General features: G+C 61.2%; 22 protein-coding genes, 1 other RNA gene and 1 pseudogene. 13 read left to right on the forward strand and 11 right to left on the reverse strand.

The window, feature by feature from the left end; genetic code table 11:
- Nucleotides 1–197: 197 nt before the first annotated feature.
- The gene (locus CQ015_RS01415; RefSeq protein ID WP_105552058.1) at nucleotides 198–725 is read right to left on the reverse strand and encodes a GNAT family N-acetyltransferase; all 528 of its coding nucleotides are present in this window, start codon (nucleotides 723–725) and stop codon (nucleotides 198–200) included.
- Nucleotides 726–909: 184 nt separating this feature from the next.
- Here CQ015_RS01415 and CQ015_RS01420 point away from each other — a divergent pair, with 184 nt between their 5' ends.
- Together CQ015_RS01420 and CQ015_RS01425 are read left to right on the forward strand one after the other, a co-directional pair.
- Nucleotides 910–1509 carry a recombinase family protein gene (locus CQ015_RS01420; RefSeq protein WP_105552057.1) on the forward strand — a complete coding sequence of 200 codons (600 nt, stop codon included), beginning with the start codon at nucleotides 910–912 and terminating at the stop codon, nucleotides 1507–1509.
- 85 nt (nucleotides 1510–1594) lie between these two features.
- Nucleotides 1595–4554: pseudogene (locus CQ015_RS01425) on the forward strand (Tn3 family transposase).
- A gap of 253 nt (nucleotides 4555–4807) precedes the next feature.
- Here CQ015_RS01425 and CQ015_RS01430 read toward each other — a convergent pair.
- The 3 genes from CQ015_RS01430 to CQ015_RS01440 form a co-directional block, all read right to left on the reverse strand.
- Nucleotides 4808–6265: a glyceraldehyde-3-phosphate dehydrogenase gene (locus tag CQ015_RS01430; protein WP_096288801.1), complete on the reverse strand. Its 1458-nt coding sequence runs from the start codon at nucleotides 6263–6265 to the stop codon at nucleotides 4808–4810.
- 188 nt (nucleotides 6266–6453) lie between these two features.
- Nucleotides 6454–6808: RNase P RNA component class A (gene rnpB / locus CQ015_RS01435), an RNA gene on the reverse strand.
- Nucleotides 6809–6854: 46 nt separating this feature from the next.
- On the reverse strand, nucleotides 6855–8315 hold the full coding sequence (locus tag CQ015_RS01440; protein ID WP_258137914.1) for an NAD(P)/FAD-dependent oxidoreductase: 1461 nt from the start codon (nucleotides 8313–8315) through the stop codon (nucleotides 6855–6857).
- A gap of 141 nt (nucleotides 8316–8456) precedes the next feature.
- Here CQ015_RS01440 and CQ015_RS01445 point away from each other — a divergent pair, with 141 nt between their 5' ends.
- The 3 genes from CQ015_RS01445 to CQ015_RS18655 all read left to right on the forward strand — a co-directional run bounded on the left by CQ015_RS01445 (nucleotide 8457) and on the right by CQ015_RS18655 (nucleotide 12586).
- Nucleotides 8457–9236, forward strand: a complete 780-nt coding sequence (locus CQ015_RS01445; RefSeq protein WP_105649264.1) for a YaaA family protein — start codon at nucleotides 8457–8459, stop codon at nucleotides 9234–9236.
- Nucleotides 9237–9552: 316 nt separating this feature from the next.
- A complete protein-coding gene (locus CQ015_RS01450) occupies nucleotides 9553–11913 on the forward strand; it encodes a metallophosphoesterase family protein (RefSeq protein ID WP_105649166.1) in 2361 nt (786 codons plus the stop codon).
- A 181-nt stretch (nucleotides 11914–12094) separates the two neighbouring features.
- On the forward strand, nucleotides 12095–12586 hold the full coding sequence (locus tag CQ015_RS18655; protein ID WP_146113994.1) for a hypothetical protein: 492 nt from the start codon (nucleotides 12095–12097) through the stop codon (nucleotides 12584–12586).
- Between the two features lie 122 nt (nucleotides 12587–12708).
- Here the strand turns inward: CQ015_RS18655 and CQ015_RS01455 are convergent, their stop codons facing one another.
- Nucleotides 12709–13662, reverse strand: a complete 954-nt coding sequence (locus CQ015_RS01455; protein ID WP_105649167.1) for a Nif3-like dinuclear metal center hexameric protein — start codon at nucleotides 13660–13662, stop codon at nucleotides 12709–12711.
- A 131-nt stretch (nucleotides 13663–13793) separates the two neighbouring features.
- Between CQ015_RS01455 and msrA the strand changes: the two genes are divergently transcribed.
- The 3 genes from msrA to epsC all read left to right on the forward strand — a co-directional run bounded on the left by msrA (nucleotide 13794) and on the right by epsC (nucleotide 16108).
- Entirely contained in the window at nucleotides 13794–14321 is a 528-nt protein-coding gene (gene msrA, locus CQ015_RS01460; RefSeq protein WP_105649265.1) for a peptide-methionine (S)-S-oxide reductase MsrA, read from the forward strand.
- A gap of 127 nt (nucleotides 14322–14448) precedes the next feature.
- The gene (cysK, locus tag CQ015_RS01465) at nucleotides 14449–15384 is read left to right on the forward strand and encodes a cysteine synthase A (RefSeq protein WP_096288807.1); all 936 of its coding nucleotides are present in this window, start codon (nucleotides 14449–14451) and stop codon (nucleotides 15382–15384) included.
- Between the two features lie 139 nt (nucleotides 15385–15523).
- Nucleotides 15524–16108 carry a serine O-acetyltransferase EpsC gene (epsC, locus tag CQ015_RS01470; RefSeq protein WP_096288809.1) on the forward strand — a complete coding sequence of 195 codons (585 nt, stop codon included), beginning with the start codon at nucleotides 15524–15526 and terminating at the stop codon, nucleotides 16106–16108.
- A gap of 248 nt (nucleotides 16109–16356) precedes the next feature.
- On the opposite strand, the gene CQ015_RS01475 is transcribed toward epsC, so the two are convergent.
- On the reverse strand, nucleotides 16357–16782 hold the full coding sequence (locus CQ015_RS01475) for a hypothetical protein (RefSeq protein WP_105649168.1): 426 nt from the start codon (nucleotides 16780–16782) through the stop codon (nucleotides 16357–16359).
- A gap of 125 nt (nucleotides 16783–16907) precedes the next feature.
- Between CQ015_RS01475 and CQ015_RS01480 the strand changes: the two genes are divergently transcribed.
- Entirely contained in the window at nucleotides 16908–17345 is a 438-nt protein-coding gene (locus tag CQ015_RS01480; RefSeq protein WP_105679016.1) for a hypothetical protein, read from the forward strand.
- A gap of 122 nt (nucleotides 17346–17467) precedes the next feature.
- On the opposite strand, the gene CQ015_RS01485 is transcribed toward CQ015_RS01480, so the two are convergent.
- A complete protein-coding gene (locus CQ015_RS01485) occupies nucleotides 17468–18751 on the reverse strand; it encodes a dicarboxylate/amino acid:cation symporter (protein ID WP_096286954.1) in 1284 nt (427 codons plus the stop codon).
- Between the two features lie 315 nt (nucleotides 18752–19066).
- Here CQ015_RS01485 and CQ015_RS01490 point away from each other — a divergent pair, with 315 nt between their 5' ends.
- The 4 genes from CQ015_RS01490 (at nucleotide 19067) to CQ015_RS01505 (ending at nucleotide 23351) form a co-directional block, all read left to right on the forward strand.
- A complete protein-coding gene (locus tag CQ015_RS01490) occupies nucleotides 19067–20005 on the forward strand; it encodes a dihydrodipicolinate synthase family protein (RefSeq protein WP_258137918.1) in 939 nt (312 codons plus the stop codon).
- 3 nt (nucleotides 20006–20008) lie between these two features.
- A complete protein-coding gene (locus tag CQ015_RS01495; protein ID WP_105649171.1) occupies nucleotides 20009–22270 on the forward strand; it encodes an excinuclease ABC subunit UvrA in 2262 nt (753 codons plus the stop codon).
- Nucleotides 22271–22273: 3 nt separating this feature from the next.
- Nucleotides 22274–22753: a GNAT family N-acetyltransferase gene (locus CQ015_RS01500; RefSeq protein WP_105649172.1), complete on the forward strand. Its 480-nt coding sequence runs from the start codon at nucleotides 22274–22276 to the stop codon at nucleotides 22751–22753.
- Between the two features lie 76 nt (nucleotides 22754–22829).
- Nucleotides 22830–23351: a DinB family protein gene (locus tag CQ015_RS01505; RefSeq protein ID WP_105649173.1), complete on the forward strand. Its 522-nt coding sequence runs from the start codon at nucleotides 22830–22832 to the stop codon at nucleotides 23349–23351.
- Here the strand turns inward: CQ015_RS01505 and CQ015_RS01510 are convergent, their stop codons facing one another.
- From CQ015_RS01510 to CQ015_RS01525, 4 genes are all read right to left on the reverse strand, one after another.
- The gene (locus CQ015_RS01510; RefSeq protein WP_105649174.1) at nucleotides 23352–23882 is read right to left on the reverse strand and encodes a hypothetical protein; all 531 of its coding nucleotides are present in this window, start codon (nucleotides 23880–23882) and stop codon (nucleotides 23352–23354) included.
- Nucleotides 23883–24087: 205 nt separating this feature from the next.
- Nucleotides 24088–24681 carry a TetR/AcrR family transcriptional regulator gene (locus CQ015_RS01515; protein ID WP_105649175.1) on the reverse strand — a complete coding sequence of 198 codons (594 nt, stop codon included), beginning with the start codon at nucleotides 24679–24681 and terminating at the stop codon, nucleotides 24088–24090.
- A 27-nt stretch (nucleotides 24682–24708) separates the two neighbouring features.
- Entirely contained in the window at nucleotides 24709–25095 is a 387-nt protein-coding gene (locus tag CQ015_RS01520; RefSeq protein ID WP_105552047.1) for a hypothetical protein, read from the reverse strand.
- Between the two features lie 421 nt (nucleotides 25096–25516).
- The gene (locus tag CQ015_RS01525; RefSeq protein ID WP_096286968.1) at nucleotides 25517–26527 is read right to left on the reverse strand and encodes an NADP-dependent oxidoreductase; all 1011 of its coding nucleotides are present in this window, start codon (nucleotides 26525–26527) and stop codon (nucleotides 25517–25519) included.
- Nucleotides 26528–26565: the final 38 nt, after the last annotated feature.

Raw genomic sequence — 26565 nt, forward strand, 5'->3', positions numbered from 1 at the left:
TACACCGAGGGCTTTATGCCAATCAGAGTCAATATTCGTCGCTGTTCTACTGCTGCCCTACGAAGTGTATTGCTGTTACCAAGGGGTCGCTTCAGAAAACGGAATAAATCGTACTCTAAGATCTCGCCGACGGAGGTAACCGCTGGCTCACAGTTTGACGACGGAAGTTGGACAAAGTTTGCCCGTAAGCGGAACGTTTAGCGGGACAGATCTTTCTCGAATAGAAGATTGCATTCATCGTAATATGCTTCGGTGACTCCGAGCGACCTCATCCCAAGGCGCTCACAAACCCTCCGGGAGGCTACATTGAGTGGAACAGTGACGGCAATAACGGTCTGAAGCCCGCTTGTTGCCGCGTCCGTCATGACAGCACTGGCAGCTTCAGTGGCGTAGCCCGCGCCTTGGGCATCAGGGTGTAGATGCCAGCCGATCTCCACCGGACGTTCACCCTTTGCACTTGCTGAGAGCGGGATAGGTTTGAGCAGGACGTTCCCGAGTAAGTGACCAGTTTCGCGGGCGGTAACTGCCCATATCCCGTGAATCGGGTCATCAATGGCACGTCGGCGAATGATGGATTCCACAGCTTCGGAGCGAGCAGTCATCATCTTTGCATGAGGCCCAAGGAAACGAACTGTATCGCAGCGGGATTCAAGGTCGAATAGAAAGTCCGCGTCGTCTAGTTCCCACGGCCGCATGATTAGTCGTTCGCTGTTGACAATTCTCATTCGTCAATTCTCTACCACAGCGAGGACACATCCAGTGAACCCAAGCCGGCGTCCCGTAAGCCGGTCCTCCACCAAACACGCCGGCCTCTGACATGCCTCGTTTCTACCGTGGGCCGTCTACTGTTCCGTATAGGGTGTCCGGTGAACTGACCGGTCCTGGTCCCTATGTGAAACACGCATCTACATGTCTAAGATTTTGGTCGGTTACGCACGCGTCTCCACGGAAGAGCAAGACCTCACCGCCCAACGTGATGCCCTGGCTGCCCTTGGCGTTGAGCCGAAACGCATCTATGTTGATCATGGCTTTACCGGCAGGAACAAGAATCGCGCCGGACTCAGTGAAGCCCTCGCCGCATGCAGGGCCAGGGACACGTTCTCCGTGACCAAGCTCGACCGTCTGGCCCGTTCCGTCCGGGATGCCCACGAAATTGCCGACGACCTCGCCAGACGCAAAATCAGACTCAACATCGGTGGTTCCGTCCACGACCCCACCGACCCCATGGGCAAACTGCTGTTTAACGTCCTGGCGATGATCGCCGAATTCGAAGCCGACCTCATCAGCATGCGAACCCGCGAAGGAATGAAGGTTGCCAAGGCCAACGGCCGGCTCCGGGGAAAACAGCCGAAGCTCAGCGTGAAGCAGGAAGCCCACCTCATCGAACTGCACGACGCCGGGGAACACACCATGGCCGAAATGGCCGAACTCTTCTCCATCAGCCGATCCAGCATCTACCGGGCCGTTAAACGCGCGGAACGCAGGAAAGCCGGTGCAGTCACCCACTGATCTGTATCTGGTCGTCTTCGAAAGCTGATATCCGGTTCGCAGTATCCCCGATTCTCTTTTTCCTTCGTTATCGAGAGGAACACCATTGCCGCGGCGTTCAATCCTGTCTGCTATTGAGCGCGAAAGTCTGCTCGCATTGCCCGATGATGAAGATGAGTAGATTCGCCGGTACGCATTCAGCGAATCCGATCTGGCAATGATCCGCCAGAGATGCGGTGAAGCGAACCGTTTAGTTGTTGCTGTATAGTTGTATTACTGCGTTTCCCCGGACAAGGTCTATCGGCCAAGACAGATGTTCCCACAGCGTTGTTGCACTGGATTGGCGCGCAACTCGGCATCAGCCCAATCTGTTGGCCAGACTATGCCGCACGGGAGGAAACACGCCGCGAGCATCTGCTCGAACTGCGAACCTACCTCGACGTGAAGCCTTTTGGCCTGACTGTCTTCCGCAAGGCTCTGCCTTCGGCCACGGAGCTGGCCGTGCAGTCCGACAAGGGCAGCGTGCTGGCCGGCAGCGTGCTCGGAGCCCTACGCCGACAGTACGTCGTGATTCCCCAGCCCTGGACGTCATCGAACGCATCTGTGACGAAGCCATCACACAGGCCAACCGCCGCATCTACGCCACCTTAACGGATTCTCTGTCCAATGACCACCGGCGAAGTTTGGACGATCTGCTCAAACGCCGGGAAGAGGGAAATTCACCCGGCTTGCCTGGTTGCGCCAATCACCTGTCAAGCCGAACTCGCGGCACATGCTCGAACATATTGGGCGCTTGAAAGCCTGGCAGGCGCTGGACCTGTCCGCCGGCATCGAACGTCAGGTTCACCAGAACCGCCTGCTCAAGATCGCCCGCGAGGGAGGGCAGATGACGCCGTCCGAGCTGGCCAAGTTCGAACCACAACGCCGTTATGCGACGTTGGGGGCTGTGGCCACGGAGAGCACGGCCACCGTCATCGATGAAAACATCGACCTGCACGACCGCATCATCGGCAAGATCTTCAATACAGCCAGAAACCGACACCAGCAACAATTCCAGGCCTCCGGCAAGGCGATCAACGACAAGGTCCGCCTCTACGGGCGCATTGGCAAAGTGCTGCTGGACGCCAAGGAAAACGGCACCGACCCGTACGCCGCGATCGAGAAAGTCATTTCTTGGGAGGCTTTCACGGCCAGTGTTGACGAGGCGCTGATGCTTGCCCACCCCGGGAATTTTGATTTCCTGCACCACATCGGCGAAAGCTATGCAACGGTGCGCCGCTACACCCCCCGAACTCCTGGCCGTGCTCAAACTCAGGGCAGCCCCTGCCGCCAAGAACGTGTTCAAGGCCATCGAGGTATCGCGGGCCATGAACTAGGACAATGCCCGCAAGGTGCCGGTGGATGCGCCGACCGGATTCATCAAACCTCGCTGGGCAAAACTGGTCGTCACCGATGACGGAATTGACCGGCGATACTACGAGCTATGTGCACTGTAGGAGCTGAAGAACGCTCTGCGTTCCGGCGATGTCTGGGTGCAGGGATCACGCCAATTCAAGGAATTCGAGGAGTACTTCGTTCCGGCAGAGAAGTTCACCGAACTGAAGGCATCCGGGGCCTTGCCGTTGGCGTTGGATACCGATTGCGATCAGTACCTGCACGACAGGCTTTCACTGCTGGAGCAGCAACTGGCAATGGTTGACGACCTGGCCGGGAGCGGCGGTCTGCCCGATGCCATCATCAGCGCCTCCGGGTTGAAGATCACCCCGCTCGATGCTGCTGTCCCCGACGCGGCGCAGACACTAATCGAGCTGACAGCTGCCGCGCGTGAAGATCACCGACATGCTCATGGAGGTGGATGAATGGATCGGGTTCACCCGCGACTTCACCCACCTGAAGACCGGCGACACGGCGAAGGATAAGAAGCTCTTGCTGACAACAATCCTGGCCGGCGGGATCAACCTTGTGCTGATCAAGATGGCCGAATCCTGCCCCGGAACCACCTATGTCAAATTGTCCTGGCTTCAGGCATGGCACATCCGGGACGAAACCTACTCCACCGCACTGGCCAAACTGGTCAATGCCCAATCCCGCCAACCCCTCGCGGGGTACTGGGGCGATGGCACCACCTCGTCCTCGGACGGCCAGCGTTTCAAGGCCGGCGGGAGGGCCCAAAGCACCGGCCATGTGACTCCCAAATACGGTATAGAGCCGGGGCGGATGTTCTACACCCACATCTCGGACCAGTACTCGCCCTTCAGCGCCAAGGTCGTCAACGTCGGCGTCCGCGACTCGACCTATGTCCTTGACGGCCTTCTCCATCACGATTCGGATCTGCGCATCGAGGAGCACTACACGGATACGAACGGGTTCACCGAACATGTGTTCGGTCTGATGCACCTGCTCGGATTCCGCTTCGCCCCAGGCATCCGCGACCTCGGCGAGACCAAGCTATACATCCCCAAATCGGACACCGCCTACGATGCACTCAAGTCACTAATCGGTGGCCCACTCAATACCCAGGCGATCCGGGCCCATTGGAACGAGATCCTGCGGTTGTCCACCTCCATCAAACAAGGCACTGTGACCGCTTCACCGATGCTGCGCAAGCTTGGCAGCTAACCACGCCAAAACGGCCTGGCCGTGGCTCTGCGCGAACTGGGACGGATCGAACGCACCCTGTTTATCCTGGACTGGTTCCAGAGCGTCGAACTACGCCGGCGGGTCACTGCCGGGCTGAACAAGGAAGAAGCGTGCAACGCCCTCGCCAGGGCCGTGTTCTTCAACCGGCTCGATGAAATTCGGGATCGCGGATTCGAGCAACAACGTTACCGCGCCTCCGGACTCAATCTTCTCACCGCCGACATCGTACTCTGGAACACTGTCTACCTCGAACGAGCCACAAACGCGGTCGGCAGCTACGATCCGGAATTCGACGACGCGCTCCTGCAATACCTCTCACCCCTGGGCTGGGAACACATCAACCTCACCGGCGACTACACCTGGCGCAACAACGCCAGACCAGGCACCGGCAAATTCAGACGCTTGCGCCCCACCAGGCAGCCTTAGCGTACGCTATTTTCCGTTTCCTGAAGCCACCCCAAGCTCAGGGAACTGGCCCCTTCGCTAGAGCTGCACGCGCACAGCGCGAAAAGTGCGGCGGCCAGCAGCGCGCCGGCGCGTAAAGGGGTTACTCGATCACCGGTCCGGATTCTTGATGGCATGCACCGAACAATAGCAACTTCTCTTCGGCAGCCGCATTAAAGGGCGAAGCCCCGATCCTTACCGAAGGATCGGGGCTTCGCAGCTGCGCGCTGGCGACTTAGGCGTTAGCTGCCTGTGCCTGCACTGCTGGAACTGCTACCGGGTGGGTGCCTGCGATTGATTCAATCACGCGGACAACCTGGCAGGAGTAGCCGAATTCGTTGTCGTACCACACGTAAACGATGGCGTTCTTATCCGAAACGATGGTGGCCAAACCATCAACGATACCCGCGCGGCGTGAGCCGACGAAGTCCGAGGAAACGACCTCAGGGGAATCGATGTAGTCGATCTGGCGGTGCAGGCTGGAGGTCAGCGAAGCTTCACGCAGGTAAGCGTTCAGCTCCTCCTTGGTGGTCCCGTTCTCCAGGTTCAGATTCAGGATCGCCATGGAAACATCCGGGGTCGGTACGCGGATGGCGTTGCCGGTCAGCTTGCCTTCCAGCTCCGGGAGGGCCTTGGCCACTGCCTTGGCGGCTCCGGTCTCGGTGATGACCATGTTCAGGGCCGCCGAACGGCCGCGGCGCTCGCCCTTGTGGAAGTTGTCGATCAGGTTCTGGTCGTTGGTGAACGAGTGAACGGTTTCGACGTGCCCGTGGATAACGCCGAACTTGTCGTTCAGGGCCTTCAGCACCGGGGTGATGGCGTTGGTGGTGCACGAGGCGGCGGTGACGATCTTGTCCTCGGCGGTAATCCAGGAATCGTTGATGCCGTGCACGATGTTCTTCAGATCGCCCTTGCCCGGTGCGGTGAGCAGGACCCGGGCGACGCCCTTGGCCTGCAGGTGCTGGGACAGGCCAGCCTCGTCGCGCCAACGACCGGTGTTGTCCACCACGATGGCATTGTTGATGCCGTACTCGGTGTAGTCAACGGTGGTTGGGTCGTTCGAGTAGATGACCTTGATCAGCGTTCCGTTGGCCTGGATGGTGCTATTGGCTTCGTCAACGGTGATCGAACCGTCGAAACGGCCGTGCACAGAGTCGCGGCGCAGCAGCGAGGCGCGCTTGATGATGTCATCATCCGAGCCCTTGCGCACCACGATGGCCCGCAGGCGCAGGCCGTAGCCGCCGCGCTCGATGAGAATGCGGGCCAGCAGGCGGCCGATGCGCCCGAAACCGTAGAGGACTACGTCCTGTGGCTCAACGTCCGAAGCGCCGGCCTGGCCGACCTTGTCGCCGAGCTCTGCGGTCAAGAATGCGTTCAGGTCCTGCGAACCAGATTCGATGAACTTCTTGTTCAGGCGCCCCAAGTCAACGGAAACCGAACCGAGGTTCAAGGTCTCAATTGCTTCAAGGAGGGGCATGGTGGTCGTCAAGGCCAGTTCCTTGCCATCGATCCGGCGCACGACGCGGTGGGCCTTGATGATGTCAATTGCGGACTGGTTGATCAACTTGCGCCCGTAGATGGAGGTCACCACATTGTTCTTGCGGTAAAGACGTCCGATCAGCGGAATCATGGCCTCGGCGAGCTCTTCGCGCCCGCTCCATTCTTCCTGGGCAACGACAGACTGCTGGGTCACAGAAAATCCTTCCAATTCAGCCGACTTACAGATCCATAAAGTCGGTTGGCACCGTGAGAAGCACCATTGCTTTTGCGGTGGCGCGGGGTAACAGGATCATCCCCGCAAGTACGTATCCATTCTAGACGGTGCGCCCCGGTTGCGGGGCTGGACGCCTGTGAATCATCTCACCCGAGGTGAGCGGATGGTGAATGGGATGACCGATACGCCGGGTTCTGTCCGCTTGCGCGGTGACGATCATCTATCTACGACTGCCGTTGCCGACAGCCTCTAGCGGTCCACCCGACTGCATGGGGCGAACAGCCCTCATAACGCAGTCTGTCTGACCTTGCTCCGAGTGGGGTTTACCAAGCCGTCCCGGTCACCCGGGACGCTGGTGGTCTCTTACACCACCGTTTCACCCTTACCAGGTAGCCTGGCGGTCTATTTTCTGTGGCACTAGCCTGCGGGTTGCCCCGAGTGGGCGTTACCCACCACCCTGTTCTGTGGAGCCCGGACGTTCCTCGGGCCGTTTGCACGGCACGCGATCGCCTAGTCATCCCATTCGTTAACCATTCTAGCCCCGCTAATTTGCGCGCGCCGACATCGACTATGAGCCGCTGGCCACAGTGATGGCCGGATAGTGGTACCCCTCCAGCAGCCGCAGCCAGATTTCGCTCACGGTCGGGTAGGCCGGGACCGCATGCCATAACCGGTTCATGCTCACCTCACCGACTATCGCGATCGTTGCCGCATGCAGCAGCTCGGAGACATCCTGCCCCACAAAGGTCGCACCGATGACCACCTGGCGCGTCTGCTCGACGACCAGCTTCGCCCGCCCCGCGGTAGCGTCCGCGTGCAGGCTGGCTCCCGCCACGGCGCCCAGATCCAGCTCGACCACCCGGATATCCAGCCCCTTGCCGCGCGCCTCGTGTTCGGTCAGCCCGACGGCCGCAACCTCCGGGTCGCTGAAAACCACGCGCGGCACCGCCGCATGATCGGCCGTCGCGGCATGCTTCGCCCAGGGTTCGCCCGAAACCGGTGCGCCCTCCAGCCGCGCGGCGATCGCCTCCGCCGCGGCCCGCCCCTGATATTTCCCTTGATGGGTCAGCAGCGAACGCGAATTGACGTCGCCCACGGCGTACAGCCAATCGGTGCCGGCCACGCGCATCGTGTCATCGACACTCAACGCACCGTGCGGGTCCAGGCCCAGCGCTTCCAGACCGAGGCCTTTCGTGTTCGGCCGCCTGCCGGTTGATACCAGCAGCTCCTCGGCCCGAAGCTGGGTGCCGTCCTCCAAGTGGACGCTCACGATTCCTTGCCCGTCTCGCGCCACGCGCACCGGCGTGTCGCCAAAGCGCACCTGCACGCCTTCGCCGCTCAGGGCCGCCGAGACCAGCTCACCGGCGAAAGGCTCTTCGCGGCTCAATAAGGCCCCGCGGGAGAGCATCGTGACCTCGGAGCCGAGGCTGGATAAGGCGAAGGCAAGCTCGGTGCCCGCCACGCCTCCGCCGATGATGATCAAACGCGGCGGCACCTGCGCCGTTGCCGTCGCTTCCCGGGTGCCCCACGGATTAGCTTCGGCCAACCCGGGTATAGCGGGCAGCACCGGGACGGATCCGGTGGCCAGGGCGACGGCACAAGCCGAGTACTGCCTGTCCCCGACCTGCACGAGGCCGGGGGCGGCCAGAGAACCATGGCCGCGGATCAGCTCGATCCCCGCCGAGGCCAGCCAGTCGACCTGACCTGCGTCGCTCCAATTGCTGGTGAATGAATCGCGTCGGGCGAGGACCGCTTCGGCATCGAGGCCGCCGGTGATCGCTTCGCGGGCCCCGGGCAGCCGGCGTGCCGCACGCAGCGCGTGTCCGCTGCGCAGCAGGGCCTTGGACGGCATGCACGCCCAATAGGAGCATTCTCCGCCGACCAGTTCGGCCTCGACGATGGCCACGCGCAATCCGCGTTTGGTTGCGTAGTCGGCGACGTTCTCGCCGGCCGGTCCGGCGCCGAGCACGATCAAGTCATAGTCCCGCTCGGCGCTAGCAGGCATTGCGGTTTCCGGCGATTCGGACATGCTCTTTCCTCACTGTGGTGACTGCTTGCAGGCTTGTGGTCCCAGCGTAGCCAGCGGTGCCCGTTTGGTACATGCCCCGGATTCGCCCGGCGCCGGCGCCGCTGAAAGAAACGGAGGTTGATCTCCGATAAGCTGGAAGGCGTGCTTATTCTGTTGCCGCCTTCCGAAGGCAAGACCGCCCACGCCGAAGGCGCTGTGTTTGAAATCGAAGACCTCTCCTTCCCGGAGCTCGTCGCCGAACGCGGTCAGGTCCTGTCGGCTCTCGCGGAAATGTCGGCTCGCGAAGATGCCATGGAAGTTCTTGGCGTGGGAGCGTCGCTGGCCAAAGAGGTAGCCCGCAATATCAATCTGCATACCGAACCTTCCGCCCGGGCGCACGAGATCTACTCGGGTGTGCTCTTCGAAGCCTTGAATTATGCTTCGCTGGATGAATCCTCGCAGCGGCGCGCCGACGAATCGATTATCGTGGTATCCGCCCTCTGGGGTGCCGTGCGCTTTGCGGACCGGATCCCGCCCTACCGGTTGTCCATGTCGGCGAAGCTCGAACCGCTGGGCAAGCTGGCCAGCTGGTGGAAGAAGCGGCTGACGCCGGTGCTTGACGAGGTCGCCGCCGGGCAGCTGATCGTGGATGCACGCTCCAGCACCTACGCCGCCGCGTACAAACCGAGCAATGGCAATTGCGTTGCGGTGAATGTGTTCCAGCTGCGCAATGGCGTCCCGAAGGTGGTTTCGCATTTCGCCAAGCACACCCGTGGCGAGGTCGCGCGCTTCTTGGTGGAGCAGCCCGTTGCCCCGCAGAACCCGGAGGAACTACTCGCGCTGGCCAAGACCAAATGGGAAGCGACTCTAGTCGAAGACAAAAAGGGCCTCGCGCTCAACATCCTGCTTTCCGCGGATCACCAGTTCACCACCGCAAAATAGCGGTTCAGTTGGGGCGACTTCTCCAGAGGGGCTCGGCTGATCGAGCCCGACCATTGGCAGTAACTAGTCGTTGACTGCCCGTCTTCGCAGGGCTCTTCTTGCCGAGGCGTTCTCTTCCCTGCTCGTCGACCTCGCAGTGCAAGCAGGACGACTCTGAGCATATGGCACCCTTCATCGGAGAGGTTGCGTCACCCTACCGTGATTCTAAAAATCACTGGTTCACCTGCAATTCTCTTTCGCGACATGATCTTGGAGTTAGCTGAATCCATCGGTCAAATTCCTGGCCGGATCACACTCTCACGGCGCGAAGGTAGAAATGTCTCCAAAGTTGAACGCCCAACCGTGGTTACGCCGCGGCTCGGTGACCGCAGCAGTTATCGCCCTGCTGGGAAGCACATTCGTCCCAGCCCAAGCAGCCCCAAACGATTCAGCCAAAGAATCGGAAAATTCGGTGGTAGTTTCCACCGGTAGCACGCAATGGAAATATCTGGAGGATGGCACTGATCCTGCAGCAGGAAAGCCAAATCTGGAAGCCTGGACGGCTACCGATTTCGACGATAGCACCTGGAAAAGCGCAGCTGGCAGCTTCGGCGCAAAAAATGGTTCACTAGGCGCGGTAGGCCCCTACACTCCAAAGACATTGCTGAACCATTACCTCGGCGGACAAACCGGCACTGCTACCCCGGCATATTTCTTCCGAACCCAGTTCGAGTTGCCGGAAGGCAACGCGGATGATTTCCTGACTATCACCGGCGAGGTAGTTTACGATGATGCCTTGGTCATGTGGATCAATGGCACAAAGGTGGCCGGATTCCTCGATGAACGGCTCACCGGCGAAAGCAACCAAGAATACGCCGGTGCCAGCAACGGTAATCCGGTATCAAGTAGCTTCGAGGTTCCAGCGGATGTGCTTGTCGACGGGGTCAACACGGTCGCGATCAGTCTGCACAATGACCGTGCCGGCAGCTCCGACATCTACCTAGATGTTCCCGAGCTGAGCCTGAACGTCACCGAGAATATCGACCCGATCTCGCGGGTCATCCTGACCCCAACAGAGACTCCGGATAAGTCCCAATACGTTTCTTGGATGGCCGGCAGCGCCAGCGACGAGACTGGTGCGGTCGAAATCCGCGAAGCATCGGGCGATAACGTCGTGACCGTAGCTGCAGAATTCGTCGACCCGGTTAACGGAAACCCACTGCCGCACTTCTCAGCTGAAATCAAAGACCTCAAGCCCGGCACGAAGTACTCCTACCGCGTGGCCAACGGCTCCAACACCAGCGAATGGAACACCTTCACCACAGCTGACACCTCGATCACCGATTTCCAATACATATACTACGGTGATGCGCAGATCGGCCTCGACACCACGTGGCCAAAGGTCGTCTCCCAAGCCCAAGCGACCGCGCCCGACGCCGTCGGTTCGGTCCACGCCGGTGATCTGATCAATACCGGCAGCAATGAGAATGAATGGAACAACTGGTTCACGGGCATGGAACAGTCCGCCGCCACTTCAAACGTGATGGCAGCACCGGGCAACCACGAGTACTCCGGGGATAACAAACTCAGCTCGTGGAAAGCCAACTTTGAATACCCGAGGAACAACCCGTCGGTGGAAACAGCTGGCGAGCTCGCCGAGCTCACCATCGGCGATACGGCCGCAGCCGCGCAGTACCGCGCACTCTTTGAGCACTGGACCACTTTCGCCGAAGAAACCGTGTACTACACCGATTATCAAGGCGTCCGGTTCATCACCGTTAACGCTACCCGCGACGCGGGTTTCCTCACTCCGGATAACCTGCCAACCTGCTCCGGCGCTGACTGCCCAGCAAGTAAGATCTCCACCCTCTGGGTGCAGTTCCAGGCAGCTTGGATGGATCACATCCTGGAAAACAGCGAATCAAAGTGGAACGTTGTCACCTTCCACCAGCCTGTCTATTCGGCTTCGGCGGGCCGCAACGAACCGGTGCTTCGCGATGAATGGGTACCAGTTTTCCAGAAGCACAACATCGATCTCGTACAGATGGGCCACGACCACGTTTACTCGCGTGGCTACAACAATGAGGATGCCACCGACTTTGCTGGTGTCACCGACGGCCCGGTGTATATCGTGTCGAACTCTGGCGCTAAGCACTACGACCTGGCCGACGAAAACGACAACGTCTGGACGCAGAACAATGCCACCCAGGTGAAGCGTGGCGAGGACTTCACGACCTACCAGGTGATCGATGTCGCCGAGGATACTTTGACCTACAAGTCCTACCTGGCAGAAAAGACCGCGACCTCCACCACCGATCTGGCAATTGGAGAGGTCTACGACAGCTTCACCGTGACCAAAAACGATTCCGGCACCAAGTGGGTAACCGAGGCTGGGGTCGACATTCCCGTGATCGAGGAAGAGATCGATGTGGAGCTGAGCGTGTCGAGCCGATGCATCGGCAAGAACACGATGCTCAACGTGAACGCGACGAACAATGAAGATTCACCGATTAGCCTGCAGGTTTCCAGCGAGTTCGGAATCAAGAAGATGAACAACGTCGGCTCGGGCAAGTCCGCTTCGGCTCCATTCAACGCTGGAAAGGCACCATTGGAGGCTGGCAGCGTCACCGTGAAAGCAACCCACGGTTCAGCTGAACTCACCAAGGAAGTTTCCTACGAGGCATTGAGCTGCAAGTAGGCATGAGAGTTGGGAAGAAAATCTAGCGGCTTAGGGAAATAACCGCTTGGAAATAGTTGTGGTCGGCAACCCTTCAGGGGTAACCGGCCGCTAACACAAGCCCTAGGATACGCAATGCCCCCTAGATTGAGTTCGTGGGGACTTTGTCCTACTGACGAGGGGTCTAATTTATGATTAGCGTATGCTTCAACTTTTCTATAGCGCCGCTGAAACCGTAACTTCAGCGGCTGAACAAGCAGCCTCCGCGCCTCCAAGTCTTTTCTGGACAATCATTGCCAGCGCCTTTGGCGGTGCACTCATTACAAGTGGTGTGACGATTTGGGCAAAGTTTGCCGAATCTAAAGCTGAGTATCGCAAGTGGTTAAGAGACGAAAAATTGAGCACGTATGTGGAATACCTTGAGCTAATCACACTGCTAAAGACAAGGGAATCACGTAAAGGTGAACGTTCGGATCACGTTAAAAACATCCTTACTCGCGTCGTAGGAATAATATCGCGAGTTGATCTCCTCGCTCCCAAATCGATCAGCGACAAGTGCGATGAACTCCGCATTTGCGTCAATGCCGAATACGGAACAGTAGAGCGTAATAGATTTCCGTCACTCCTGTCAGAATTACGAGTTCTCATGACACGGGATCTCCAAGGAAAACTGAAGGCTAAACATACGAGATAGATACGAAAACCCTCCTAGAAACTAATCTAGGAGGGTTTCCCCATGTCAACACACTGTCTCGTTTATTTCTTAAGCGAATAACCGCAGGTCGGCCACCCAGAGTTCGAGATGATGCAGCATCGCTACGGGGTGAGCACGAAGTCCCAAGGGTCGGAGTTTATCTGCGACACCTCGATCTCCACCTCGTGGCCCAGATCCTGCAAGACGTTCTGCAGCGCCCGGGCCCCGGCCGAAAGCCAGACCCATTCGGAGGCAAAATGCGACACATCGATGAGGTAAGGGTGTCCCCCATCGGCAGATTCACGGGCTTCGCTGGCCGGGTGGTGGCGCAAATCCGCGGTGACATAGACATCGGCCTTGTGCGCGCGCACCGCGTCAAAGAGGGAATCTCCGGCCCCGCCGCACAGGGCGACCTTGCGGACGATGCCCAGACGCTCACCGGCGACGCGGACGCCACCGGCTACCGCTGGCAGCACGGTATACACGCGTTCGGCGAAGTCCTCGAGCTTCATCGGCTTGTCGAGGTAGCCAACTCGTCCCAGGCCCTCTTCGGGCAGGCCGTCCTTGGTTTCGACCAGCGGCACGCAGTCTGTGAGGCCGAAGGCGTCGGCCAGGGCATCATTCACGCCACCGATCGCATTGTCGGCGTTGGTGTGGGCGGTCAACAAGGCGGTGCCTGTTTCGATCAGCCGGTGAATTGCCTCGCCCTTGAAGCTGGTGCCCGCCACCTGGGTCACTCCGCGCAATAACAGCGGGTGGTGGGTGATCAGCAGATCGGCGTCGCGTGCAATCGCATCGTTGATGACCTCCAAGGTCGGGTCCACCGCTAGGACGATCTTCGTCACCTTGGCGGTGGTGCGGCCGGTGACCAGGCCTACGGCATCCCAATCTTCGGCCAGCGACTGCGGCCACAGCTCTTCCGCGGCCTCAAGCACTTCGCCCAGGGTCGTGGCACCGGTTCTCGCGTCGGCCTCGACGTTCTCTGCCGCTTCATCGCTCACGGAAGACAGGTTGGCGGACGGGGAAGCAGGGTTCTTCTGCTCCGGATCCTGCGGGGTATTAGCCTTGCTCTGCATGCTTCCACCCTACGCGGTGCAGCCCGCTCAGGAACATAATGCAACGCCGCGACGTTATGGACTCTGTGAGTATTCTCAGATTAGACACGCCCCATCGTTTCTCTGCCCGAATGACCGTGGCGGACACCGAACTGACGACCTTTGTCCTTGCCGGAGGCTGCTTTTGGTGCCTCGACGCCGTGTACCAGCGCACTCGTGGCGTGCACGCGGTGCTCTCCGGGTACCAGGGCGGACATACCAGCAATCCGGATTACCGGCAGGTGTGTTCCGGCACCTCCGGCCACGCCGAGGTGGTTGCGGTCATCTTTGATGCACAGGTGGTTCCCGCCGAAGTCATCCTGGACATGTTCTTCACCGTGCACGACCCGACGACGCTCAACCGCCAAGGCTATGACGTGGGCACGCAGTATCGTTCGGCGATGTTCCCGTTGGATGAAAGCCAGCGCGAGGTCTTCGAGGCGAGCATGCAAAAGTACGCGGCACTCTACCCGGGACCGATCGTGACGACTATCGAGGAGTCGAAAGATTTCTACCCGGCCGAGCAAGTGCACCAAGATTACTACTCGGAGAACCAAGAAGTCGGGTATTGCCGAGTCATTATTGACCCGAAGCTCGCAAAAGTCAGGAAATATTACGCCCAATGGCTTAACGAGAGCTAAGCGGCGAGCGAGCCGATTAGGGTTAGCAGTGAAACTTTAAGGACGAAACGCCGTATTCACGGCCTTCTCCAACCACCCTCGCCGGGCATCAGCGGCCTGCATCGAGTCACGTAAGGATTGCGTATACATGGGCAAGATCTACAACAACGTCACCGAGATCATCGGAAACACCCCCCTGGTGAAGCTCAACCGCTTAGGTGAAGGGCTGCCAGGCAGCGTCGCGGTGAAGCTGGAGTTCTACAATCCAGCCAACTCGGTCAAGGACCGCATCGGCGTAGCCATCGTCGATGCCGCCGAAAAGTCTGGTGACTTGAAGCCAGGCGGCACCATCGTTGAAGGCACCAGCGGCAACACCGGCATCGCACTGGCCATGGTTGGCGCGGCCCGCGGCTACAAGGTCATCCTGACCATGCCGGAGACCATGTCCACCGAGCGTCGCGTGATGCTGCGCGCCTACGGTGCCGAGATCGTGCTGACCCCGGGTGCCGACGGCATGCGCGGTGCGGTAGAAAAGGCCAAGGAAATCGTGGCCACCTCGGAGAACGCCATCTGGGCCCAGCAGTTCGCGAACACCGCGAACCCACAGGTGCACGCGGACACCACCGGCCCGGAGATCTGGGCAGATACCGATGGCAAGATCGACGTGCTCGTGGCCGGCATCGGTACCGGTGGCACCATCACCGGTGCGGGCCGCTACCTGAAGGAAAAGAACCCCAACCTCAAGATCGTTGCGGTCGAGCCAAAGGATTCACCAATCCTCAACGGCGGCAAGCCAGGCCCGCACAAGATCCAGGGTCTGGGCGCGAACTTCATCCCCGAGGTGCTCGACACCGACCTGTATGACGAGGTGCTCGACGCCTCGATCGAGGATTCGGTCTCGGTGGCACGTGACCTGGGCGTTAAGGAAGGCATCCTCGGCGGCATTTCCGCCGGTGCCGCCGTCTGGGGCGCCCTGCAGATCGCGGCCCGCGAAGAGAACGCCGGCAAGCAGATCGTCACCGTGATCCCCGACTTTGGCGAGCGCTACATCTCCACCCTGCTCTTCGATGACATCCGCGGCTAAGAAATAGTTTCTTTCTTCGCGAATAAATCGGCGTGACCCGTCGTTGGATCTTAATAGGTCCGCGGTGCGGTTTGCGCCGATTTGTCATGTGCCCAATTCAGCGGCACCTCAGCATGCAGCACGCACTAAGGTTGTTTATATGAGTTTTTTCTCCCGGTTACGTGAAGACCTCGCCAACGCCCGCTCCCATGACCCGGCAGCACGCAGCGATACCGAGAACTTCTTCGTGTATTCAGGATTGCATGCCATCTGGATCCACCGGCTGGCGCATAAGATGTGGCAGAACCCCTCGCTGCGCTGGCCGGCCAGGCTGCTCTCGCAGGCGAACCGTGCAATCACCGGCATCGAGATCCACCCCGGTGCCACGATTGGGCGGCGCTTCTTCATCGACCACGGCATGGGAATCGTCATCGGCGAAACCGCCGAGATCGGCGACGACGTGATGCTTTATCACGGAGTGACCCTGGGCGGCCGGTCGCTGGCCAAGACCAAACGCCACCCGACCATCGAGGACCGCGTGGTCATCGGTGCCGGCGCAAAGATCCTGGGCCCGATCACCATCGGCGCCGACTCGGCCGTTGGCGCGAACGCGGTGGTGGTCAAGGACGCACCGGCAGGTTCGATCGTCACCGGAATTCCGGCGCAGAACCGACCGCGCAAGCCAGACGAGCATAAGCCCGCGGTGGATCCTGCGGAGTATATCGACCCGGCGATGTGGATCTAATCCCCCGCTGAGACCCCTGCGGTGGCCCGGTGCCTTGGCATAGCAATTGCTGTGCCAAGGCACCGGGCCACCGGCATTTAACCTGCTCCACGAATAGGCGCCGGCAAGTTATGGCAACCAGTGGACTGCCCGATCTGGCCCCTGAAGGCGTTTCGCTAGCAGGCAGCCGAAGCGGCATTTGAGACCAACCACCTTCAGGGGCCGGGACACCGGACGGTAGACGAGCTTCCGCGCCGCTGCCTAGCTGCTCAGTTTACGGAGATTAGCGTCGACCAAGACACGTCGATCACGCATAGTCCATCGTCGGTTTCGCGATAAAAGACGTCTCCCGGATAGTCGGTGCCGGGCACTGCGCCTTCGGGAAGACCTTCTAGATTGATGCTCCACTGAGGGTCGAGCGCCACTTGATCAACCCAATGCCCCGCGAAGAACTCCTCCGGCTCGCCAGCGGAAAGCCCCGACCAATCGCTGGGCGCACCGAGATCCGCAACGGAATCCTCGCAGACAGCACCTGATGTTTCGCCCGATGCCAAATCGCTCACAAGCTGCTCGGTCGTTCGAATCACCTCGGCCCCATCGTTTCCCCAGATCAGGCTGTCAACTGCGCATCCAGTCAAAAATGCCGCGAGCGTACCTACCGAAATTCCGTACACGGCTCTGCGAATCGGTGTCATGCTCCAAACCTACCGCCCTGCTTGCCCATTCTGCGTATGAAAGCTGAGCAACGAATGTTAGCCGCGGGACCTGAATCCTTTTACTGAGGTAGCCTTTCGTTAACGTCCACCCGGAAGGTTCGAGAATGCGTATGCGTAGGATTTCTGCAGCGGTCATTGGCATCGGTGGGGTACTGGCCCTCACCGCGTGCTCCGGGCATAGCGGAATTCAGGCACTGGAGGAACAATTCGCTTCCGAGGATGCACTTCCCGCAGCGATTGATTTGGGAGACACCATTGACCGGGAAAGTTCAAGGCTCCTGACTACCCACGAACAGGTACGCTATTTCGCTGCGAGGTCAGCTGATTCCTCGATCGGATGCATCATCGTTGTTCCCCCAGACGCAGATCCCCATTGGTTTTCCGGCTGTGGTTCGCTGGGAGCAACCGACGTGATACTGACCGCGTCGGCTCCACCCAGCAACAGGGCGGCTTCCCTCGTCAGGGATGACTCTGACACGCGGGCGCTGGAATCCGAAGGATGGATCAGGATTCACGACAATGTCCTCATCCCCAGCCCGTAGCGACGTTCCTTCAACTTCTGCGGCCCCACCGCGACAAGGACAAGGACAACGGTTGAACGCTTAAAGCACCTGGGACCAACGCATACGCGTTGGTCCCAGGTGCTTTTTGGTGGAGCGAAAAGCTACTCGGCCAAGGTGTGCGACTCTTTGCCGCTGCCCGCGATGACCTCGACCTGCTCATCGGCAGGATCCTGTGCCTGCGCGCCGAGCTTGCCGCGGGTGAGCTTGTGCATGATCAACGCGATGGCGCCGTCGCCGGTCACGTTGGTGGCGGTGCCGAAGCTGTCCAGCGCGATGTAGGCGGCGAACATCAGGCCAACCTCGACCTCGCCGAAGCCGAGCATCTGCGCCAGCAGGCCAGCGGCAGCCGCGATGGCACCGCCGGGAACGCCAGGAGCGGCGATCATCATGACACCGAGCATCAGGATGAATGGCAGGAATGCGCCGAAGGAGACATTGCCGCCGGTGAGCAGCAGCACGGCCAGGGAGAAGCAGGTGATTTTGACCATCGAGCCGGAGAGGTGGATGGTCGCACCCAGTGGCACCACGAAGCCTGCCACCGAATCGGAGACGCCGTTCTTCTTCGCCGAGGCGAGGGTCACCGGAATGGTGGCCGCCGAAGAGGAGGTACCCAAGGCGGTGAAGTATGCGTCACGCATATTCCACAGCGCCTTCAGCGGGTTCTGCCCGGTCATCGAACCGGCCACCGTGTACTGGACCAGCAGCACCACAAGGGTCAGCGCGAAGGACACCACGGCCACGAGCAGGAACTTGGTCACCACGGTCACGGCCGAGCCGCTGGCCGAGAGATCAAGGAAGATTCCGAAGATGAACAGCGGCAGTGCCGGGACGATAATGCGGCGGATTACCATCTCGATGATGGTGCGGAATTCGACGGCACCGCGGAAGAGCACGGTGCTGCGGAATGCGGTCAGGCCGATGCCGATCACGAACGCGAGGATCAGCGCGCTCATCACACCGATGACTGGTTCCAAAACGATCTCGGTGGCCCCGTCGCCGGCGGATGTCACCAGCGAGATGTAGGCCTCGAACCCGGATCCGGAGTCCTCGCCGAGGGTTTCCACGCCGCCGCCGCTGAGCGAGGCGGTGAACAGCCAGCGGCCCACGAAGTAGGCGAGCAGGCCGGCCAGAACGGTGGAGGAGTAAGCGATCAGCGCCGTCACGCCGAGCCACTTACCGGCACCCTTGCCCAGCTCGGCGATCGCGGGCATCACCAGGCCCAAGATGATCAGCGGCACGATGAAGCTCAGGAATCCCGAGAAGATCGAGTTGTAGGTGAGGAATGCGCTGCCCAGCCACACCGGCATCACCGGCCCAAGCAGAATACCCAGGACGATAGCAACAAGGATCCACCCAAGCAGTGGGATCTTTTTCAACAGGTTCATGTGCTTCTTTCATGGTGACGAATGATGTGTGACGAGCTGAGGGGCGTCGAGACCACGGGTTTTGTGGCGCACGACATGCATCCACCATGTTATGGCCTGCACTCGGTTCTTAGAAACCATGAGCCAGGTCATATGGATGAGACGTGGCTCAATGCCGCCAACTCTCGCCTTTTGTCCAGAGAATCCCGCGCTTTGGCGAATCCACGCAGCGTTCCGTCTCCGAACAACGGTTAAACGCTAGCGCTCCAGCCCGTGGAGGGACACCAGGTTACCTGCACCGCGTCATATTCTGCCACGGCGCCACCCCCGGCTTTAATGAGAGACACCATCCTATCCGCCCATGACTTGGAGCACCTCGATATGTTTTCCGGGCTCAGCGCCTTCCCGCTCACTCCCCTGGTCGAGGACAGCCTCGACGAGCCACGCTTCACCGCGCTCATCGAGCGGCTATCTGGCAGCGGCGTCGACTCGATCACCGTGCTCGGTTCCACCGGCATGTACGCCTATCTCGATCCCGGCGAGCGCGCCCGGGCAGCCGAGCTGGCGGTGCCTGCCGCCAACGGAACACCGGTGTACGTGGGCGTCGGTGCGCTGCGCACCTCGCAGGTCTTGGCGAATGTGCGTTCGGCCGAGCTGGCCGGGGCCCAAGGACTGCTCCTGGCCCCGGTCAGCTATCAGCCGCTGACCGAAGATGAGGTGTTCGCCCTGTTTGCCGCGGTCTGCGCGGCGAGCACGCTGCCGGTGATCCTCTATGACAACCCGGGCACCACCCACTTCAGCTTCAGCCTGGAGCTCTACGCGCGCATTGGCGCCCTGCCAAATGTCGCGTCGATCAAGATCCCGCCACTGCCGGCTAACCCGCAAGCAGCACGCGAGCACGTCGCAGCCATCCGTTCGGTGATCCCGGCGGAGGTCACCCTGGGGATTTCGGGAGATGCCGTCGCCGCCGCGGGACTGGCCGCCGGATGCGACGGATGGTACAGCGTGCTCGCCGGGACCCTGCCGGAGCTGGCGCTGCGGATCTCCAAGCCGGCCAGCGAGTCAGACCATGAGCGTGCGCTCGCCGAATCGGGGCAGCTTGCCAGCCTGTGGGAGTTCTACACCGCCTGCGGCGGCAGCGCCCGCGCCATCGCGGGACTGGCCCGGGAACTCGGCATGGTCTCGGACTCCGCCCTGCCGGCCCCGTTGCACAATCTGAGCGAGGAACTGCGCACCCGGGCCAGGGAGCTGCTGCGGGAACTGGGTAGGATTTAGCTCATGACCCAGCATCCTGCAGATACCCACGACCTGATCCGCGTCCGCCAAGCACGGGAGAACAATCTGCAGGGGGTGGATGCGGACATCCCCAAGCGCCGCATCACCGCTTTTACCGGAGTCTCCGGCTCGGGCAAGTCTTCGCTGGTCTTCGGCACCATTGCCGCGGAGTCGCAGCGGCTGATCAACGAAACCTACACCTCCTTCGTCCAGTCCTTCATGCCCTCGATGCCGCGGCCCGATGTCGAGGTGCTGGAAAACCTGTCGGCGGCGATCGTGGTGGATCAAGAGCGCATGGGGGCGAACTCGCGCTCCACCGTGGGCACCGCCACCGACGCGTACTCGCTGCTGCGCGTGCTCTACTCGCGCTATTCCACGCCGAGCGCCGGTGGGGCCGGAGCGTACTCGTTCAACCTTGGCGAGGGGGCCTGCGCGACCTGCGAGGGATTTGGCACCGAGGCGAGCATCGACCTGGACGAACTGCTCGACTGGGATAAAACGCTGGCCGAGGGCGCCATCACGGCCCCGAACTTCGCCCCGGATTCCTGGCTCTGGCAGACGCTGACCGCGGGCACCGAGCCGGACCTGCAGGTGAAGCTCAAGGACATGCCCAAGGACATGCTGGAGCGGATGCTCTACGCGGAGCCGGGCAAGGTCAAGCTCAACGGGGCGAATATGAGCTACTCCGGGCTGATCACCCGGATCAAGTCCAACTACATCCACTCGGGCCGGGAGATCAAGCAGGCGCATATCCGGGATTGGATCGAGCGGATCTCCACCACCGCACCCTGCGCGGCCTGCAACGGCTCGCGGTTGAGCGAGAAGGCGCGCGCCTCGAAGATTGCGGGCCTGGGCATCGCCCAGATGACCGCCATGCAGGTTACCGACCTGCATGCGGAGCTCGTGAAGCTGGTGATCGAGGACGCCGCTCCGCTGCTGGCCAATCTGCGCGCGATTCTCACCTCCATGATCCAGATCGGCTTGGGCTACATTTCCCTGGACCGCCCGGCCGGCACCCTCTCCGGAGGCGAGTCGCAGCGCGTGAAGATGATCCGCCATCTGGGCAGCGCGCTTTCCGATGTCACCTACGTCTTCGACGAACCCACGGTGGGATTGCACCCGCACGATATCCAGCGCATGAACCACCTGCTGCGCGACCTGCGCGACAAGGGCAATACGGTGCTGGTCGTCGAGCACAAGCCCGAGGTCATCAAGATCGCCGACCATGTGATCGACCTCGGCCCCGGCGCCGGGCTGCACGGCGGCAATATCAGCTACGCGGGCAACCTCGAAGGCCTGCTGGCCAGCGACACGGTGACCGGCAGGCACTTCTCCGCCCGGGTGCCAATGAAGCAAAATGTGCGCAGCGGCAAGGATCCGCTGCAGATCCGCGCGGCCAGCACGCACAACCTGAAGAATATCGACGTGGACATCCCGCGCGGCGTGCTGTGCGCGATCACCGGGGTGGCCGGCTCCGGAAAGTCCACGCTCATCCACAGCACCATCTCCAAGCGCGAGGACGTCGCGGTGGTGGACCAGTCCGCCATTCGCGGCTCCCGGCGCAGCAACCCGGCAACCTACACCTCGATCCTGGATCCGATCCGCGCGGCCTTCGCCAAGGCCAATTCCGTCAAGCCGGCGCTGTTCAGCGCCAATTCGGAAGGGGCCTGCCCGAACTGCAACGGGGTGGGCTTCACCTACACCGATCTGGCCACCATGGCCGGAGTGCAACTGCGCTGCGAGGTCTGCGAAGGCAAGCGCTACACCGCGAAGGTCCTCGAATACCGCTTGGACGGGCTGAACATCGCCGAGGTGCTCAACCTGAGCATCGAACAAGCGTTCGAACAGCTCAAGGTCCCCAAGGCCAAGGCCATGCTCGAACGGCTGAACCAGGTGGGCCTGGGCTACATCAAGCTCGGCCAACCGCTGAACACCCTCTCCGGCGGCGAACGCCAGCGCCTGAAGCTGGCGATCAACCTGGGCAAGGGGCAGGGAACCTACATCCTGGACGAACCCACCACCGGCCTGCACATGGCGGACGTGGACCGGCTGCTGGGATTGCTCGATGAAATGGTGGACGAAGGCAATACGGTGATCGTGATCGAACACCACCTGGCCGTGGTCGCCCACGCGGACTGGGTGATCGATCTGGGCCCGGGCGCCGGCCACGACGGCGGCAGCATCGTCTTCGAAGGGACCCCGGCGCAGCTGGCCGGCTCCGGCACGCTCACCGGCCAGCACCTGGCCGAATACACCGCCGGCTAGCCCATGGACTTCACCCTGCGCGCCCCCGAACCGGCGGACGTCGAGACGCTTGCCCAGCTGCATACCCGCTGCTGGAAGCAAAGCTACGCCAACCAGCTGCCGGCCGATTACTTCACCCCGGAGCAGCTGGAGTCACGGCGCACCCTCTGGGGGCGTCTGCTCGCCGACCAGAACCCGGCGCTGCGCCGGGTCGTGGCCGAGTCGCAAGGAGAACTGGTGGGTTTCGCGCTCGCCGGGCCGGGACTGGATGGCGAAGACCGGCTGCAGCTGTACAGCCTGTACTTGCTGGCCCAATGCCATGGAAGCGGCATCGGGCAGGGGCTCTTGGACGCGGTGCTGGGAGACGAGCCGGCGGTGCTGTGGGTGGCCCGGGGCAATCCACGGGCCACGGCGTTTTATCGGCGCAACGGATTCGCCTTCGATGGGGCCGAAAAGACGGATCCCGGGCTGCCGCAAATGATCGAATTGCGCATGCTTCGCTGAGCGAATCCGCACGGGCCTACAATGAAGTTCGGTGGAGTGACCGCCGGTTCGAGTTCTCTGCGTGAGGTGAACTGCGATGGAGGAGAATAAGTCCCGGATCGTTAGAGGCTACCGGCAGGATGCGCAAAACCTGCAGCGCTTGCTGCGCACCGCCAGCCGGGCCGACCTGCGCCGAAGCAGCAACGGCACCGGCTGGAGCAATGAGCAGCTGCTCTGCCACATGGTCTTCGGCTACATGGTAGTCCGCGCGCTGATCCCCCTGGTCCACGTCCTGGTGCGCTGCCCGGCCGGGGTGCAGTCCGGATTCTCCCGGCTGCTGAACGCCACAACCCCGCTATTTCATCCCGTCAACTACGCCGGCTCCTGCGCGGCGGCGCTGGTGTTCAACCACCGGCGCATGGAGCGCCGGCTGTGGCTGACCATCAATGCCCTGGAGCGGAAGCTGGATCGGGAGAGCCCCGCCGCGCTCTTGCGGCGGGCGGATTTCCCGGAGCGCTGGGACCCGTTTTTCTCCCGGACGATGACGCTATCCGAGATCTACGCCTACCCCAGCCGGCATTTCGCATTCCATGCCCGGCAGCTGAGCCTTCGGCCCTAGCTATTCGCTGGTGAAGATCTTCAAGACCTCCGGGTCGCTGTCGCGCCCCAGCTTCTGGTCGATCCTGAGCGCCAGCTGCGCTTGGCGCATCATGGTCTCGTGCTCGGGGCGCAGCTCCGGATTCAAGCGTATTCCCATGGAGCTAAAGCGCCGCGACTTGCTCAGCGCGAGATCCTTGACCATGTCGTGGATCATCGCCAGATCCTCGGGCTGCACCTTCCAGCGCAATCTGCTCAGCCGCTCCCACTCGCGGCGCTGCTCCGCGTCCAGGCCATCGGGCAGCTCGCCCTGGCCCTGGAGGTGCGCAAGCATGGTGGTGCCCAGGTTCTGCTCAACGGTGCTGTCGGACAGGCAATGGTTGACGGCGTTTTCCACGCGTACCCACCATTGCTCGGCGCTCTTTATTTTTGTCCGGAAGCGCAGGGCCCTGAGCGCCACAAAAGCACCCACCGCGGCCACCAGGACGGCGAGCAGCGGGGCGAGCAGCAGCAGCTCCGCTACCGCCCCGGAGGTCGAATCCAATCCATACATGATCCGATCCTAACCCGGTGGGCACTCCTTGTGGCTGGCCAGGACAATTAAATGCGGACCAGCATCTTGCCGGTGTTTGCGCCGCGCAGCATGATCCGCCAGGGCCCAACAAGCCGGCCGGGCTCCGAGCGCTATCGCCAGCGCGCGGCCAGCGTCGGTTTCAATAGCGAGTGCTCGGACGCGCGATGCTCCGGCACTGTTCACTTCAGGGCTTCGACGTACCGCGGCCGACGGCCGAGGCGAAGTAGAAGTCCAGCATTTCGTTCAGCGGCTGGGCATTCCCCCGAAGCCGGCTGCGAAGCGCGGCGCCTTCCCAGCAATCCACCAAGAGTGTCGCCATGATTCGGGGGTCGGCCCCGGCCGCAACCTCGCCGCGTTCGATAGCCAGCTGGAGGCAGGCCGCGATGCGTTCGGCAATCTGGGTCAGGCACCCATCGATCTTGCGCCGGAACACCTCGCTGACCCCAGAGAGTTCCTGGCCCAAACCTCCCAGGAGACAGCCCAGATAGCCCTCCTCGCGGTAGCTCTGCTGGGTCAGCTCGAAGAATGCCCGCACCCGGTCCAGCGGAGCAAGATGCTCATCGGTCAGGCATGTATCGAGACCGTCGTGCACCCCGCGCATGTACTGCCCGATGACTTGGAGCGCAAAATCTTCCTTGTCCCGGAAATGATGGTAGAAGGAGCCTTTCGGCGTGCCGGTGGCCGCGAGCAGTGCCTGGATACCAAGATCGTTGTAGCCCTGCTTCAGCAGCATCGGCATCCCCGCATCGAGCAAGAGCTGCTTGGTCGGATGGTGCATTTGACCAGACGGTGCGTCCACGAGGGGTTAGCCACCGACTTTCTTGATCATATGGTCGATAACCTCGCTGTGCGGCTGCTCCGGACTGAACATGACGATTTGGGCATCTGCATCGACGCGCACGTTATGGCCCGACGGCCAGTAGAAGAGATCATGGGCGGCGACCGTTTCCTGAGCGCCCAGGGAATCCGTCGTGGTGATCCGGCCTTGCAGCACGTAGCCCCAATGCGGGCATTGGCACAGATCGCCTTCCAGTCCCTCGAACAACGCGGTGGTGTCCACGCCCGCGGCGAGGGTGAAGTATTCACCACTGATGGACTCGAATCCGCTCCCGTCGCCGAATCCCTTGCGCTGACGGATCACCGCGCCGGGAATTTCCATCCTGACTTCGACATCGTCCCTTGCCACACGCATGATTCTTCTCCCTTGAAGAAATACTGCATCAAATTAGACCGGTCGGTCTATTTCCACTCTACGCTTCACTCCGGCGCTCTCCTAGGGGTAGGCGCCAGATACTTTCTCGGCTTTCCGCGGCCTCCGTTGCGATGCGCACCGGGAACCGCAAGGTGGCCTGCGAGAATCGAGTTTTTAAGCACGCCCGCAATTTGCACCGATCGGGGCGAGCGGTGACCGGCCAAGTTCCGAAGCCTGCGAATTTCGCCTCGCCAAGCATGGTTGAATCCCCAGGCCCGCGGATTGGCTCACCGAATCACGCATGGTCTTGGTCGGCAAAATTCTCAATGCACTCTGGCAGCGACGGGAGACAGCAGGAGCGCAACTGGGCTCTGCAAAGTCATTGCAGAGCCCAGTGGCACTCACTTCATGGTGCTGGCGGCTAGATCCGCACCAGCATCTTGCCGGTGTTGGCGCCGCGCATCATGTCCAGGAACGCATCCACGGTGTGCTCGATGCCGTCGACGATGGTCTCGTCGTAGGCGATCTTGCCCGCGGCGAACCAATCCCCCATTTGCTGCCCGAATTCTCCGGACAGGTGCAGGTAGCTGGAGAGGGTGAAGCCCTGCAGCTTGAGCCCGCGGGTGATCAGGTTGGCCATATTGTCCGGTCCGGCGGCTTTTTCGGTGGTGTTGTATCCGGAGATCGCCCCGCACAGTGCGGCGCGTCCACCGTCGTTGAAGGAAGCTAGCGCCGCTTCGAGATGCTCGCCTCCGACGTTGTCGAAGAACACGTCGATTCCCTCGGGAGCGGCGGCGGCCAGTTGGCCGCGCACATCGCCATCCTTGTAGTTGAACGCCGCGTCGTAGCCGTACTTGCTGGTGAGCAATTCGACCTTCTCGGCGCTGCCGGCAGAACCGATGACCCGCTTGGCTCCGAGCAGCTTGGCGATCTGTCCGGCCGCGGTACCCACGGCACCTGCGGCGCCGGAAATGAAGACCGTCTCCCCGGCCTTCAACGAGGCAATCTCGGTCAGGCCAACATAGGCGGTCAACCCGGTCATCCCAAGGATATGCAGGCGCAATGACAGGGGCATGCCCGGAATCTCGGGAACCTGGCTGAAGCTGGAGGCTTCTTCCTGGACGGTATCGGACCAGCCGTGCTGGTGGAGCACCACCGTTCCGACCGGCAGCTCTTCGGCTGCGGACTCGACGACGCGGCCGATCGCGCCTCCCGTGATCCGTTCGCCAATCCCGTAGGGCGCAACGTAGGAACGCGCGTCGCTCATTCGTCCGCGCATATATGGGTCAACGGATAGGAATTCGTTGCGTACTCGCACCTGGCCGGCACGCAGCGGCCCGAAGGCGCTGGTGGTGACGTTGAAGTTTTCGGCAGTTGGCCAGCCGGTGGGACGGCTAGCTAGCTGGATCTGCGTACTGGTAAATTCGCTCATCCTGATGAGTACCTTTCTGGGGGCGGTTGTCGGGTACG

Origin of the sequence: Arthrobacter sp. MYb221 (genome assembly GCF_002979835.1) — a bacterium.
Classification (GTDB): Bacteria; Actinomycetota; Actinomycetes; order Actinomycetales; family Micrococcaceae; genus Glutamicibacter.

Coding starts and splice junctions, on each gene's coding strand:
- CQ015_RS01415 (WP_105552058.1), bottom strand. CDS start 725: ATGAGAATTGTCAACAGCGAACGACTAATCATGCGGCCGTGGGAACTA.
- CQ015_RS01420 (WP_105552057.1), top strand. CDS start 910: ATGTCTAAGATTTTGGTCGGTTACGCACGCGTCTCCACGGAAGAGCAA.
- CQ015_RS01440 (WP_258137914.1), bottom strand. CDS start 8,315: ATGTCCGAATCGCCGGAAACCGCAATGCCTGCTAGCGCCGAGCGGGAC.
- CQ015_RS01450 (WP_105649166.1), top strand. CDS start 9,553: ATGTCTCCAAAGTTGAACGCCCAACCGTGGTTACGCCGCGGCTCGGTG.
- CQ015_RS18655 (WP_146113994.1), top strand. CDS start 12,095: ATGCTTCAACTTTTCTATAGCGCCGCTGAAACCGTAACTTCAGCGGCT.
- CQ015_RS01455 (WP_105649167.1), bottom strand. CDS start 13,662: ATGCAGAGCAAGGCTAATACCCCGCAGGATCCGGAGCAGAAGAACCCT.
- cysK (WP_096288807.1), top strand. CDS start 14,449: ATGGGCAAGATCTACAACAACGTCACCGAGATCATCGGAAACACCCCC.
- epsC (WP_096288809.1), top strand. CDS start 15,524: ATGAGTTTTTTCTCCCGGTTACGTGAAGACCTCGCCAACGCCCGCTCC.
- CQ015_RS01475 (WP_105649168.1), bottom strand. CDS start 16,782: ATGACACCGATTCGCAGAGCCGTGTACGGAATTTCGGTAGGTACGCTC.
- CQ015_RS01480 (WP_105679016.1), top strand. CDS start 16,908: ATGCGTATGCGTAGGATTTCTGCAGCGGTCATTGGCATCGGTGGGGTA.
- CQ015_RS01485 (WP_096286954.1), bottom strand. CDS start 18,751: ATGAACCTGTTGAAAAAGATCCCACTGCTTGGGTGGATCCTTGTTGCT.
- CQ015_RS01490 (WP_258137918.1), top strand. CDS start 19,067: ATGAGAGACACCATCCTATCCGCCCATGACTTGGAGCACCTCGATATG.
- CQ015_RS01495 (WP_105649171.1), top strand. CDS start 20,009: ATGACCCAGCATCCTGCAGATACCCACGACCTGATCCGCGTCCGCCAA.
- CQ015_RS01500 (WP_105649172.1), top strand. CDS start 22,274: ATGGACTTCACCCTGCGCGCCCCCGAACCGGCGGACGTCGAGACGCTT.
- CQ015_RS01505 (WP_105649173.1), top strand. CDS start 22,830: ATGGAGGAGAATAAGTCCCGGATCGTTAGAGGCTACCGGCAGGATGCG.
- CQ015_RS01510 (WP_105649174.1), bottom strand. CDS start 23,882: ATGTATGGATTGGATTCGACCTCCGGGGCGGTAGCGGAGCTGCTGCTG.
- CQ015_RS01515 (WP_105649175.1), bottom strand. CDS start 24,681: ATGCACCATCCGACCAAGCAGCTCTTGCTCGATGCGGGGATGCCGATG.
- CQ015_RS01520 (WP_105552047.1), bottom strand. CDS start 25,095: ATGCGTGTGGCAAGGGACGATGTCGAAGTCAGGATGGAAATTCCCGGC.
- CQ015_RS01525 (WP_096286968.1), bottom strand. CDS start 26,527: ATGAGCGAATTTACCAGTACGCAGATCCAGCTAGCTAGCCGTCCCACC.